Here is an 11,521-nt window from a genome sequence, read left to right as displayed (position 1 = left end):
TATAAAATAAGAGTAATGGAATTGAGGAGGTGTCACTTTGGCTAAGAAAAAGGTGATTTACGAATGTATGGCGTGTGGAGCTCAATCGCCTAAATGGAACGGTAAATGCATGAACTGTGGTGCTTGGAATCAAATGGAAGAAGTTGTAGAGCGTAAATCAACTCCAAGTAAGCATGGCATTAAAAGTGATAAGAAACCCGCTAAAGTACAAAAATTAAGTGACGTTAAGCAAGAAACAACGCCACGTATTCAATCTGGAAATGATGAATTCGACCGTGTATTAGGTGGCGGTATTGTTTCAGGTTCGCTCGTGTTAATCGGTGGGGACCCTGGTATTGGTAAGTCGACGTTGCTTTTACAAATGTGCGCAAAACTTTCCAAACAAAAGAAAGTCTTATATATCACAGGTGAGGAATCTTTAAATCAAACGAAATTACGTGCTGAACGTTTATCTGAAGATTCAAGTGAGCTTAATGTGTTCAGTGAGACGGACCTTGAAGTGATTCATGAGACGGTTAAACATACGGAACCGGATATGATTGTTGTGGATTCGATTCAAACGATTTATCATCCAGAAATCAGTTCGGCACCTGGTTCTGTATCACAAGTGCGCGAGAGTACGCAAAGTTTAATGAATATCGCAAAGCAAATGAACATTGCTACATTTATCGTTGGTCACGTTACGAAAGAAGGTCAAATCGCTGGTCCAAGACTGCTTGAACATATGGTAGATACCGTGCTTTATTTCGAAGGTGATGAACATCACGCTTATCGAATCTTACGCGCTGTTAAAAACCGTTTCGGATCTACGAATGAAATGGGTATCTTCGAGATGAAGCATAGTGGTCTCAAGGCGGTTCGTAATCCTTCTGAAATGTTTTTAGAAGAGCGTTCTAAAAATGTTCCTGGCTCAACGATTGTCGCGACTATGGAAGGTACGAGACCGTTACTGATTGAGGTACAATCACTCGTGACACCAACGACGTTTAATAATCCAAGACGTATGGCTACGGGCATTGACCATAACCGTTTGAGTCTATTAATGGCCGTCCTTGAAAAGAAAGAAAATTATCTTCTGCAGCAACAAGACGCTTACATTAAAGTAGCAGGTGGGGTCAGACTTACAGAACCTGCTGTCGATTTAGCGGTCATTATGGCGGTTGCATCTAGTTTTAAGAACCAAGCAGTTGATGGGTTAGACTGCTTCATAGGTGAAGTCGGTCTAACAGGTGAAATCAGACGTGTGTCTCGTATCGAGCAACGTGTTCAAGAAGCGGAGAAACTTGGCTTTAAACGTGTGATTATACCTAAGACAAACTTAGGTGGTTGGGACTATCCTGAAGGCATTAAAGTTATAGGTGTTGAATCGACAAGAGAAGCGTTAGCGATTGCTTTACAAAAAGCCTAGTAACGAAGACTTCAACGCTTCAAAAATGATACAATAATGTCGATACATGTAACACTTGAAAAGGATTAGGTGAACGAACATGGGATATCATGTCATTATTCCGGCTGCAGGCCGTGGCACTCGAATGGGTAAGCCTTATAATAAATTATTGATCGAATTAGATGGAATGACGATCATTGAACGTACAGTAAAGGTATTTCAAGAAGACAACGCGTGCGAGGGTATTCATTTAGCACTTAATCCAAATGAAGAAACGAAGCTTCAATCTCTACTGACTGCGTATGACAAGGTCACATCCTTCATAGCTGGAGGACGTGAACGCCAAGAAAGTATTTTTAATGTCATACAGTCGTTAGAACTTAACCCTGAAACGGTCGTCATGGTACATGACGGTGCAAGACCATTTGTTTCACATGAAACGATAGAAGGTTTATTCCAACAAGCGACGTTGAATCAAGCGTGTCTGACTGCGGTCAGAGCTAAAGATACGATTAAAGTCGTTGAAGATGGTCAGGTTGTTCAAACGTTAGATCGACGTAAATTGTGGCAAGTGCAAACGCCTCAAGCCTTTCAATTCGGGCTTTTAAAGGAAGCGTATCAGTATGCTTCTGAAACAAAGTTTGAGGGTACAGATGACGCGTCGTTAGTCGAACACTATGGTACGCCAATTCAAGTCGTTGAAGGAAATTATAATAATATTAAGTTGACGACGACGGAGGATTTAGATTATGGGCTTTCAGTAATTCAAAATAGAGGTGACTTAAATGTTTAGAGTAGGACTCGGTTATGATGTTCACGAATTTGATTCAGAACGTAAATTAATTATTGGCGGTATTGAAATTCCGCATACGAAAGGTTTAAAAGGGCATAGTGATGCCGATGTATTATTACATGCGATTACGGACGCGATGCTCGGTGCATGTGCGTTAGGAGACATTGGTAAATTGTTTCCAGATACGGACATGGCTTTTAAAGATGCGGACTCTAAAAAGTTATTAAAAGAAGCATATGAAGCGGTTAAGAAAGAAGGCTTTGTTATCAACAATGTAGATGCTACAATTATTGCTGAAAAGCCTAAATTTAGACCGCATATCGATAAGATGCGTGAAGTTATTGCACAAGTATTCGATGTAGATGTAAAATATATTAATGTAAAAGCTACGACGAGTGAAAAACTTGGTTTTACCGGTAGAGAAGAAGGTATTGCAGCTCAAGCAATCGTCTCTTTAACAGGTGAATCATCGTCTTAAATAAAATGAGATAAATTTAACAGGAGTGAATCGGATGAGTAAAGTAAGAGTAAGATATGCACCAAGTCCAACAGGTTATCTGCATATTGGTAATGCACGTACGGCGTTATTTAACTATTTATATGCTAAGCATCATGATGGTGATTTCGTAATTCGTATTGAAGATACAGATAAAAAGCGTAACCTTGAAGATGGTGAGTCTTCTCAATTTGATAACTTACTATGGTTAGGTTTAGATTGGGATGAATCTGTAGATAAAGATAAAGGTTATGGTCCTTATCGCCAATCTGAACGTCAAGATATCTATAACCCTCTTATTGAAAAGCTACTTGAAGAAGATAAAGCGTATAAGTGTTATATGACTGAAGATGAATTAGAAGCTGAACGTGAAGCGCAACGTGCTCGCGGTGAAATGCCACGTTATGGTGGTCAACATGCGAACCTTACTAAAGAAGAGGAAGAAGCATTTGAAAAAGAAGGTCGCAAACCTTCAATTCGTTTCCGTGTACCTAAAGACAAAACATATCAATTTAACGATATTGTAAAAGGTGACGTATCATTTGATTCTAATGGTATCGGTGACTGGGTTATCGTTAAAAAAGACGGCGTACCAACGTATAACTTCGCCGTTGCGATTGATGATCACTATATGGAAATTTCAGATGTGATTCGTGGTGACGACCACATTTCAAATACGCCTAAACAACTTATGATTTATGAAGCATTTGGTTGGGAACCGCCACGCTTTGGTCACATGACATTAATTGTTAATGAACAACGTAAGAAGTTAAGTAAACGTGACGGTCAAATTCTTCAATTTATCGAGCAATATCGTGATTTAGGTTACTTACCTGAAGCATTATTTAACTTTATCGCTTTAATTGGTTGGTCTCCTGAAGGTGAAGAAGAAATCTTCTCTAAAGAAGAATTTATTAAAATCTTCGATGAAAATCGTTTGTCTAAATCACCAGCTTTCTTCGATAAGCAAAAATTAGAATGGATTAACAACCAATATATGAAAGAAAAAGATCCAGAAACTGTTTTTGAAATGACATTACCGCACATGATTAAAGCTGGATTACTACCTGAATCTCCTTCAGAAGATGAACTTGATTGGGGTAGAAAATTAGTTGCTTTATATCAAGAACAAATGAGCTATGCAGGTGAAATTGTACCGCTATCTGAATTATTCTTTAGAGATGAAAAAGAACTCGACGAAGATGCGAAAGCGGTATTAGATGGTGAACAAGTGCCTGAATTAATGAGCGCGTTATACGATAAACTTGAAAGCTTGGAACCATTTGAAGCAGTTGAAATCAAGAAATCAATTAAATCAATCCAAAAAGAAACGGGTATTAAAGGTAAAAACTTATTTATGCCAATCCGTGTTGCTGTAACTGGTCAAATGCACGGACCTGAATTACCAAACACGATTGAAGTATTAGGTAAAGATAAAGTCTTAACACGTATTAAAAAAATGTTATAAGCTTGAAAAAATTCAACAAATCCATTACGATTAAAGTGAATTTTGACGTAAGGAAGAGTAGTTAAATGGTTGTGACTCAGAGAGCGTACGGGTGGTGTGAGTACGTCGCAATGTTTAATGAATGCACCTTATTTGAGTAGTTGAATATCGACGAATGAGTGTACACATGTACGAAAATAAAGAGTGGAACCGTGCTTAAGCGCCTCTGACAATTTTGTTAGAGGTGCTTTTTTTATTAAAAGGGGGTAAACAGTGTGTTAAAACGTATGAAAGATGATGTAAAGATGGTGTTCGAACAAGATCCTGCTGCGAGAACGACGTTTGAAGTCGTCACAACGTATGCGGGCCTTCACGCAGTATGGAATCATTTAGTTGCACATTGGTTTTATAAACGAAAATTATATTTTATAGCAAGAGCAATTTCTCAAGTCTCACGCTTTTTTACGGGCATTGAAATTCACCCAGGTGCCAAAATCGGTAATCGTTTATTCATCGACCATGGTATGGGCGTTGTGATAGGGGAAACATGTACAATCGGTGATAATGTAACGATTTATCAAGGTGTTACACTAGGTGGTACAGGTAAAGAGAAAGGTAAACGTCACCCTGACATCGGTGATAATGTCTTGATTGCTGCTGGTTCCAAGGTATTGGGGAATATTAAAGTACATTCAAATTCAAATATCGGTGCAAACTCTGTAGTATTACGTAATGTGCCAAGCTATACAACTGTTGTAGGTATTCCAGGACGAATTGTTAAACAAGATGGTGTTAGAATCGGTAAAACGTTCGACCACCGTAACTTACCGGATCCTATTTATGAACAGTTAAAGCAATTAGAAAAACAACTTGAGCAAACTAAGAATGGAGAGATTGAAGATGATTACATTATATAATACGTTAACGAGACAAAAGGAGACATTCAAACCTATCGAGCCAGGTAAAGTGAAGATGTATGTATGTGGACCTACTGTCTATAACTACATTCACATTGGTAACGCAAGACCTGCGATTTGTTACGACGTTGTTCGTCGTTATTTCGAGTATCAAGGGTATGAGGTTGAGTATGTGTCTAACTTTACTGACGTTGATGATAAGTTAATCAAACGCTCTAACGAACTTGGCGAAAGCGTTCCTGATATTGCAGAACGTTATATCAAGGCCTTTTACGAAGATACAGGTGCGCTCCACGTTAAGAAAGCGACTTCTAATCCTCGCGTAATGGATCACATGGATAATATTATTGATTTTATTAAAGAACTTGTTGACAAAGGTTACGCTTACGAAAGTGGTGGCGACGTTTACTTTAGAACGCGTAAATTTGATGGCTACGGTAAATTAAGTCATCAGTCTATTGATGATCTAAAGGTAGGCGCACGCATTGAAACAGGTGAACAAAAAGAAGATGCCTTAGACTTCACATTATGGAAGAAAGCTAAGCCTGGTGAAATCAGCTGGGATAGCCCATTTGGCGAAGGTCGTCCAGGTTGGCATATCGAATGTTCTGTTATGGCTTACCATGAATTAGGTCCAACTATTGATATCCACGCAGGTGGTAGCGATTTACAGTTCCCGCACCATGAGAACGAAATCGCGCAATCAGAAGCGCATAACTGCGAAACATTCGCGAACTATTGGATGCACAATGGCTTCATCAATATCAATAATGAAAAGATGAGTAAGTCACTAGGTAACTTTATCCTTGTTCACGATATCATCAAAGAAATTGATCCTGACGTGCTACGTTTCTTTATGATTAGTGTGCATTACAGAAGTCCAATTAACTACAATTTAGAGCTTGTTGATGCTGCACGAAGCGGTTTAGAACGTATTCGAAATAGTTATGAAGCTTTAAGAACGCGCCTAGAGACGTCTGTTGATATTAAATCGCATGATGCGCATAAAGATGAAGCAGATCAAATTTTAGCGCAGTTTGAGAAAGTGATGAACGACGACTTTAACACAGCGAATGCCATTACAGCTTGGTATGATTTAGCGAAGTTATCAAATAAATACAATCTCGAGCAATCCACTTCAGTCGACGTGTTAAAACGTCTCATGGAAGTTCATGAAATCATTAGTGACGTATTAGGTGTCCCTCTTGAAAAGGCCTCTAAAGAAGAACTTTTAGACGAAGAAATTGAAGCATTAATTGAAGAGCGTAACGAAGCACGTCAACAAAAGAACTTCGAACGCGCTGATGAAATCCGAGACCTTTTAAAAGAGAAAAACATTATCTTAGAAGATACCAAACAAGGTGTGAGATTTAAACGTGGTGAATAATGTTAAGTTACTGAACCCGCTAACTTTGGCCTATATGGGCGATGCTGTGCTTGATCAACACGTACGCCGACACATCATTCGTAAAATTCAAAGTAAACCAAATCGCTTGCACCACGAAGCAACACGTTACGTCTCAGCGAAAAGCCAAGCCGAGACACTGATGACGCTTGAAGCGGTGGACTTTTTCACAGAGGATGAATCAGACGTTATTAAACGTGGTCGCAATGCGAAAAGCCATACGAAAGCTAAAAACACAGATGTTCAAACGTATCGTAAAAGTTCAGGGTTAGAAGCGGTGATTGGTTATCTATATCTTGACCATCAAACTGAACGTTTAGAAGCTTTGTTAGAAGATATTATTGAAATTGTTGAGAAAAGGGAGTGATGAATGTGGAAGATTTAACTATAGTAGGTCGTCACGCAGTTAAAGAAGCAATTATGTCCGGGCGTACAATTAATAAGATTCTGATACAAGAAAACATAAAAAAACAACAAATTGCAGACATTTTAAAAAAAGCAAAATCTGAAAAAATCATCGTTCAAACGGTACCAAAATCGAAAATTGACCACATTTCGGATTCACCCCATCAAGGTATCGCTGCGTTCATTGCGCCATATGCATATAAAGCCTTAGATGCCTTTTTAGAAGAAATGGAACAACAAGACCACTTGCCATGCGTACTCATCTTAGACGGTCTTGAAGATCCACATAATTTAGGTTCGATACTTAGAACTGCTGACGCAACGGGCATTGATGCCATCATTATTCCGAAACGACGTTCAGTTGCTTTAACGCAAGTTGTTGCCAAAGCGTCGACAGGAGCAATTGAGCACGTACCAGTCATTCGTGTAACGAACCTATCTCAAACTATGGATACATTAAGAGATAAAGGGTACTGGTTTGTTGGTTCAGAAGCCAAGCATTCAACAGATTATCGCGAGATGGACGCAGGTATGCCGCTAGCGATTGTTATCGGTAGTGAAGGTCAAGGTACAAGCCGCGTTGTGCTTGAGAAGTGCGATTTCTTCTTAAACATACCTATGGTTGGTCATGTTAATAGCTTGAACGCTTCTGTAGCGGCAAGCTTACTCATGTATGAAGTCTACCGTAAGCGTCATCCACTTGGAGAAAAGTCATGAAACAAGTATACGTCATCATAGATGGTTACAATATGATGGGACAATCCAATCACCTCAGTGCACTAGCTCAGGAAGACCTTTCCGAAGCGAGAGAACAGTTAATTGTAGAAATCAGTAACTATAACGCGCTTATTAAGGGTGAAGTGATTTGTGTATTTGATGCGTATGATCAAGAAGGTAATATGAGCGAATCGTATTATCACGGAGTTAAAATTATTTACACCAAGGAGAATGAGACGGCCGATAGCTATATCGAACGATGGGTTTATAATCACTATAACAAGCATACGACTAAGATTATGGTTGTCACGAGTGACATGAGTGAGCAACACGCAATCTTTGGGACTGGTGCTTATCGTATCTCGTCGCGTGAGATGTGGCGTAACATTACCGAGAATGAAAAGACCGTTAAGAAAACGATGGCTTCTATTGATAATACTAAGCCACGCACGCGAATTCCGTTGTCTGAAGACGTACTAACAGAATTTGAAAAACTGAGACGTGGTAACCCGGATTCTTAGCATTTCTGTAGTCTTGCGCTTTTTTTAATTTGTTCTATATGCTTACTTCAATATTTGAAGTAGGATGTGACAACTATGATTCAACAGCAATTAAGTAATGAAGAACTCTCAACGCTCATTAAAAATTATCAATCCAATCGTGATGCTTCTAAAGAAGCCTTAGTAAAAACACTACGTCCGTATATTTTAGAAGTGCTAATCGACTACAGAGTAAATAGGCAAGACCGTGAAGATATTTGTCATGATATTATAATGAAGCTCATGCAACATTTTGAACACTTTGTTATCGATGATACGTTGCCTATTACGCATTATCTGAACAAGGTCATTAAACGTGCAAAGATTGATTATTTAAGAGCGCATATGCGTTTAGAAGCACTCGGTGAGATGATCTTGAATGAGAGTAAAGCTGCTTATTACGCGTATCAAGCTATATACTATGCTGAGCTTGAACAGAATATGGTGCATAAAGAGGAGCTTGCATTTCTAGAGTGCTTTAGTGAGCGGTTAAGTCCTTTTGAAGTACAAGTCGTTGATTTGTTGATGAAAGAGTACAAACCGCGTGAAATCGCATTAAAGTTTCGCGTTGAAGAAAAAGTTGTATATAATGCGATTTATCGTTGTAAACATAAATTAAAAAAATATTATAAACGCTTATATCTATTTGACAATTGATTAAGAATTTTTGTATAGTAAACTGGTATTATAATGAGCAGGTGAACATTATGAAAAAGGTTCCTATTAATTGTGAAGCGTGTGGTAACAGAAATTATAATGTACCTAAAAATAAAGAAACTTCAACACGCCTAACACTCAAAAAATATTGTCCAAATTGTAATCAGCACACAGTTCATAAAGAATCGAAATAAATGAAGTGGAGGATATGAGATATGGCTAAAAAAGAAAGTTTCTTCCAAGGTGTCAAAAGTGAGATGGAGAAGACAAGCTGGCCAACAGGAAAAGAACTAGGTAAATATACATCGATTGTAGTTACAACAGTGTTATTTTTCTTATTATTTTTCTATGGTCTAGATATTGGAATCGGGAGACTTATCGAAATTATCAAATAGTTAGGAGTGACAAGATGTCCACAGAGAACGGGGCAAAACGTTGGTATGCAGTACACACATACTCAGGTTATGAAAATAAAGTTAAAAAGAATTTAGAAAAACGTGTTGAATCTATGAATATGACAGAACAAATTTTCAGAGTTGTCATACCAGAAGAAGAGGAAACACAAGTTAAAGACGGTAAAGCGAAAACGCTTGTTAAAAAAACATTCCCAGGTTACGTTCTTGTTGAATTAGTCATGACAGACCAATCATGGTATGTAGTACGTAATACACCTGGTGTTACAGGATTCGTAGGTTCAGCAGGTGCGGGTTCTAAGCCAAATCCATTACTTCCAGATGAAGCGCGTTTCATCTTAAAACAAATGGGCATGAAAGAAAAAACAATCGATGTTGAAGTTGAAATTGGCGACCAAGTTAAAATTAAATCTGGCCCATTTGCTGACCAAGTTGGCGTAGTAGATGAGTTAGAATCAGAAAAATTCAAGTTAACAGTACTTGTAAATATGTTCGGTCGTGAAACACCTGTAGAAGTAGAATTTGATCAAATCGAGAAATTATAAATTTTGTGGCGTTAACTTAATTGATGCGCTAGGCGTTCAGTGAGTAAGCTAAGGCAATGAGCGATTTGAGCTAAGCGTAAACTAATCCCACTATGAATTACATTCTAAGTGAATAGATGTACGCTTTCGCTGGGCTCATGCACAAGTTCCACTATGATTTAAAAGTCTAGTGTTTTAAAGGAAGGCCTGAGCATAGCTCATGCATAAATCCCACTAAGAATTTTATTCTAAGTGAATAGAGGTACGCCTGAGCAAAGCTCATGCACAAGTTCCACTATGATTAAAAAAATCAAGTGGAACTTTGCTATTGTAATTTGTAATAAGTAATGTTAAACTAATGTGGTCGCGCTCATGGAGGCGCTCATTTCGTCACGAAATGTTTTATGAGTGGGAGGGCAAAACTGAGCCCTGTGACCACATCACGATATCAAGGAGGTGCACATCGTGGCTAAAAAAGTAGAAAAAGTAGTTAAATTGCAAATTCCTGCAGGTAAAGCAAACCCAGCACCACCAGTTGGTCCTGCATTAGGTCAAGCCGGTGTGAATATCATGGGATTCTGTAAGGAGTTCAATGCACGTACACAAGAACAAGCAGGTTTAATCATTCCAGTTGAGATCACTGTATTTGAGGATCGCTCATTTACATTCATCACTAAGACACCACCTGCAGCAGTACTACTTAAAAAAGCAGCAGGCGTTGAAAAAGGTTCAGGCGAACCTAACAAAAACAAAGTTGCTACTGTTACTAAAGACCAAGTACGCGAAATCGCTAACACTAAGATGCCTGACTTAAACGCAGCATCTGAAGAAGCAGCTATGCGTATCGTTGAAGGTACAGCGCGTAGTATGGGTATCACAGTAGAAGGCTAATCGCATAACGATAACTTTAAATGAAACATGTATAAATAACGATATGCAGATAGCATTTGTTGCTGTCTGCCTTTAACTTGTACAAATGTACAAGTGAACGTGGGAGGACATTCCGCTAAAACCACTAAAGGAGGAAAAGAAATGGCTAAAAAAGGTAAAAAGTATCAAGATGCTCAAAGCAAAGTTGATCGCCAAAAGTTCTACAACGTAGAAGAAGCTATCAGCTTAGCTAAAGAAACTAATATTGCAAATTTTGATGCTTCAGTTGAAGTAGCATTTCGTTTAGGTATTGATACACGTAAGAATGACCAACAAATCCGTGGTGCTGTAGTATTACCACACGGTACTGGTAAATCACAACGTGTTTTAGTATTCGCGAAAGGTGACAAAATTACTGAAGCGGAAGAAGCAGGCGCAGATTACGTAGGCGATTCAGATTACGTTAACAAAATCCAACAAGGTTGGTTCGACTTCGACGTAGTTGTTGCTACACCAGACATGATGGGAGAAGTTGGTAAACTTGGTCGTGTATTAGGACCTAAAGGTTTAATGCCAAACCCTAAAACTGGAACAGTAACAATGGACGTTAAAAAAGCTGTTGAAGAAATCAAAGCTGGTAAAGTTGAATACCGTGCTGAAAAATCTGGTATCGTTCATGCTTCTATCGGTAAAACTTCATTCGATGAAGATAAATTAGTTGAAAACTTCAACGCATTAAAAGATGTTTTAACAAAAGCTAAACCATCTTCAGCAAAAGGTACTTACTTTAAATCAGTATCTGTAACAACAACTATGGGTCCTGGTATCAAAGTAGATACTTCTGGCTTTAAATTATAAAAAATAATCGTTGACTTATTACACTAAGCGCGATATATTAATAAATGTGATTATTTTACCTAAGACAGTAGGAGTTTAAAGAAACTTAATCAT

General features: G+C 38.4%; 15 protein-coding genes and 1 other annotated feature (1 of these 16 cut by a window edge). All 15 genes read left to right on the top strand.

Going from position 1 to position 11,521, the window contains the following annotated elements; all coding sequences use genetic code 11:
- Positions 1-37 precede the first annotated feature (37 nt).
- The 15 genes from radA to rplA all read left to right on the top strand — a co-directional run bounded on the left by radA (position 38) and on the right by rplA (position 11,428).
- Entirely contained in the window at positions 38-1,408 is a 1,371-nt protein-coding gene (gene radA, locus ACF3N8_RS01240) for a DNA repair protein RadA (RefSeq protein WP_009383827.1), read from the top strand.
- A 79-nt stretch (positions 1,409-1,487) separates the two neighbouring features.
- Positions 1,488-2,180 (top strand): 2-C-methyl-D-erythritol 4-phosphate cytidylyltransferase, encoded by a 693-nt coding sequence (gene ispD, locus ACF3N8_RS01235; RefSeq protein WP_392450095.1) that lies wholly within the window; start codon positions 1,488-1,490, stop codon positions 2,178-2,180.
- Positions 2,173-2,658, top strand: coding sequence for a 2-C-methyl-D-erythritol 2,4-cyclodiphosphate synthase (ispF, locus tag ACF3N8_RS01230; RefSeq protein ID WP_009383829.1), 486 nt, complete (start codon positions 2,173-2,175; stop codon positions 2,656-2,658). Before ispD ends, ispF begins: the two co-directional genes overlap by 8 nt.
- Positions 2,659-2,692: 34 nt before the next feature.
- Complete coding sequence (gene gltX / locus ACF3N8_RS01225) at positions 2,693-4,144, top strand: glutamate--tRNA ligase (RefSeq protein ID WP_392450093.1); 1,452 nt, start codon at positions 2,693-2,695, stop codon at positions 4,142-4,144.
- Between the two features lie 266 nt (positions 4,145-4,410).
- Positions 4,411-5,040, top strand: a complete 630-nt coding sequence (gene cysE, locus ACF3N8_RS01220) for a serine O-acetyltransferase (RefSeq protein ID WP_193765462.1) — start codon at positions 4,411-4,413, stop codon at positions 5,038-5,040.
- Complete coding sequence (gene cysS, locus ACF3N8_RS01215; protein WP_009383832.1) at positions 5,024-6,427, top strand: cysteine--tRNA ligase; 1,404 nt, start codon at positions 5,024-5,026, stop codon at positions 6,425-6,427. The genes cysE and cysS overlap by 17 nt, the downstream gene beginning before the upstream one ends.
- 34 nt (positions 6,428-6,461) lie before the next feature.
- Positions 6,462-6,812: a Mini-ribonuclease 3 gene (locus ACF3N8_RS01210; RefSeq protein ID WP_051007387.1), complete on the top strand. Its 351-nt coding sequence runs from the start codon at positions 6,462-6,464 to the stop codon at positions 6,810-6,812.
- Positions 6,813-6,817: 5 nt separating this feature from the next.
- A complete protein-coding gene (rlmB, locus tag ACF3N8_RS01205) occupies positions 6,818-7,567 on the top strand; it encodes a 23S rRNA (guanosine(2251)-2'-O)-methyltransferase RlmB (protein WP_009383834.1) in 750 nt (249 codons plus the stop codon).
- Positions 7,564-8,088, top strand: coding sequence for an NYN domain-containing protein (locus ACF3N8_RS01200; protein ID WP_238101913.1), 525 nt, complete (start codon positions 7,564-7,566; stop codon positions 8,086-8,088). The genes rlmB and ACF3N8_RS01200 overlap by 4 nt, the downstream gene beginning before the upstream one ends.
- 75 nt (positions 8,089-8,163) lie before the next feature.
- Positions 8,164-8,763 (top strand): sigma-70 family RNA polymerase sigma factor, encoded by a 600-nt coding sequence (locus tag ACF3N8_RS01195; RefSeq protein WP_238101914.1) that lies wholly within the window; start codon positions 8,164-8,166, stop codon positions 8,761-8,763.
- A gap of 50 nt (positions 8,764-8,813) precedes the next feature.
- Positions 8,814-8,957: a 50S ribosomal protein L33 gene (gene rpmG / locus ACF3N8_RS01190; protein ID WP_009383837.1), complete on the top strand. Its 144-nt coding sequence runs from the start codon at positions 8,814-8,816 to the stop codon at positions 8,955-8,957.
- Positions 8,958-8,978: 21 nt separating this feature from the next.
- Positions 8,979-9,158 carry a preprotein translocase subunit SecE gene (gene secE, locus ACF3N8_RS01185; RefSeq protein WP_009383838.1) on the top strand — a complete coding sequence of 60 codons (180 nt, stop codon included), beginning with the start codon at positions 8,979-8,981 and terminating at the stop codon, positions 9,156-9,158.
- A 14-nt stretch (positions 9,159-9,172) separates the two neighbouring features.
- A complete protein-coding gene (nusG, locus tag ACF3N8_RS01180; protein WP_009383839.1) occupies positions 9,173-9,721 on the top strand; it encodes a transcription termination/antitermination protein NusG in 549 nt (182 codons plus the stop codon).
- A gap of 444 nt (positions 9,722-10,165) precedes the next feature.
- A complete protein-coding gene (rplK, locus tag ACF3N8_RS01175; protein WP_009383840.1) occupies positions 10,166-10,591 on the top strand; it encodes a 50S ribosomal protein L11 in 426 nt (141 codons plus the stop codon).
- A gap of 141 nt (positions 10,592-10,732) precedes the next feature.
- Positions 10,733-11,428, top strand: a complete 696-nt coding sequence (gene rplA, locus ACF3N8_RS01170; RefSeq protein ID WP_009383841.1) for a 50S ribosomal protein L1 — start codon at positions 10,733-10,735, stop codon at positions 11,426-11,428.
- Positions 11,429-11,468: 40 nt separating this feature from the next.
- Positions 11,469-11,521 (top strand) — a sequence feature (ribosomal protein L10 leader region); it runs 100 nt beyond the window's last position.

The sequence above is a fragment of the Staphylococcus massiliensis genome, from assembly GCF_043186315.1.
Taxonomy (GTDB): domain Bacteria; phylum Bacillota; class Bacilli; order Staphylococcales; family Staphylococcaceae; genus Staphylococcus; species Staphylococcus massiliensis.
The sequence above is the reverse complement of the archived record's forward strand: the minus strand, read 5'-3'. Positions and strand labels throughout refer to the sequence as shown.

What these genes read in the sequence shown, in the direction of transcription:
- cysS (WP_009383832.1), top strand. Translation starts at nt 5,024, where the DNA reads ATGATTACATTATATAATACGTTAACGAGACAAAAGGAGACATTCAAA.
- ACF3N8_RS01210 (WP_051007387.1), top strand. Translation starts at nt 6,462, where the DNA reads ATGGGCGATGCTGTGCTTGATCAACACGTACGCCGACACATCATTCGT.
- nusG (WP_009383839.1), top strand. Translation starts at nt 9,173, where the DNA reads ATGTCCACAGAGAACGGGGCAAAACGTTGGTATGCAGTACACACATAC.
- ACF3N8_RS01195 (WP_238101914.1), top strand. Translation starts at nt 8,164, where the DNA reads ATGATTCAACAGCAATTAAGTAATGAAGAACTCTCAACGCTCATTAAA.
- cysE (WP_193765462.1), top strand. Translation starts at nt 4,411, where the DNA reads ATGAAAGATGATGTAAAGATGGTGTTCGAACAAGATCCTGCTGCGAGA.
- rpmG (WP_009383837.1), top strand. Translation starts at nt 8,814, where the DNA reads ATGAAAAAGGTTCCTATTAATTGTGAAGCGTGTGGTAACAGAAATTAT.
- ACF3N8_RS01200 (WP_238101913.1), top strand. Translation starts at nt 7,564, where the DNA reads ATGAAACAAGTATACGTCATCATAGATGGTTACAATATGATGGGACAA.
- ispF (WP_009383829.1), top strand. Translation starts at nt 2,173, where the DNA reads ATGTTTAGAGTAGGACTCGGTTATGATGTTCACGAATTTGATTCAGAA.
- rplA (WP_009383841.1), top strand. Translation starts at nt 10,733, where the DNA reads ATGGCTAAAAAAGGTAAAAAGTATCAAGATGCTCAAAGCAAAGTTGAT.
- secE (WP_009383838.1), top strand. Translation starts at nt 8,979, where the DNA reads ATGGCTAAAAAAGAAAGTTTCTTCCAAGGTGTCAAAAGTGAGATGGAG.
- gltX (WP_392450093.1), top strand. Translation starts at nt 2,693, where the DNA reads ATGAGTAAAGTAAGAGTAAGATATGCACCAAGTCCAACAGGTTATCTG.
- ispD (WP_392450095.1), top strand. Translation starts at nt 1,488, where the DNA reads ATGGGATATCATGTCATTATTCCGGCTGCAGGCCGTGGCACTCGAATG.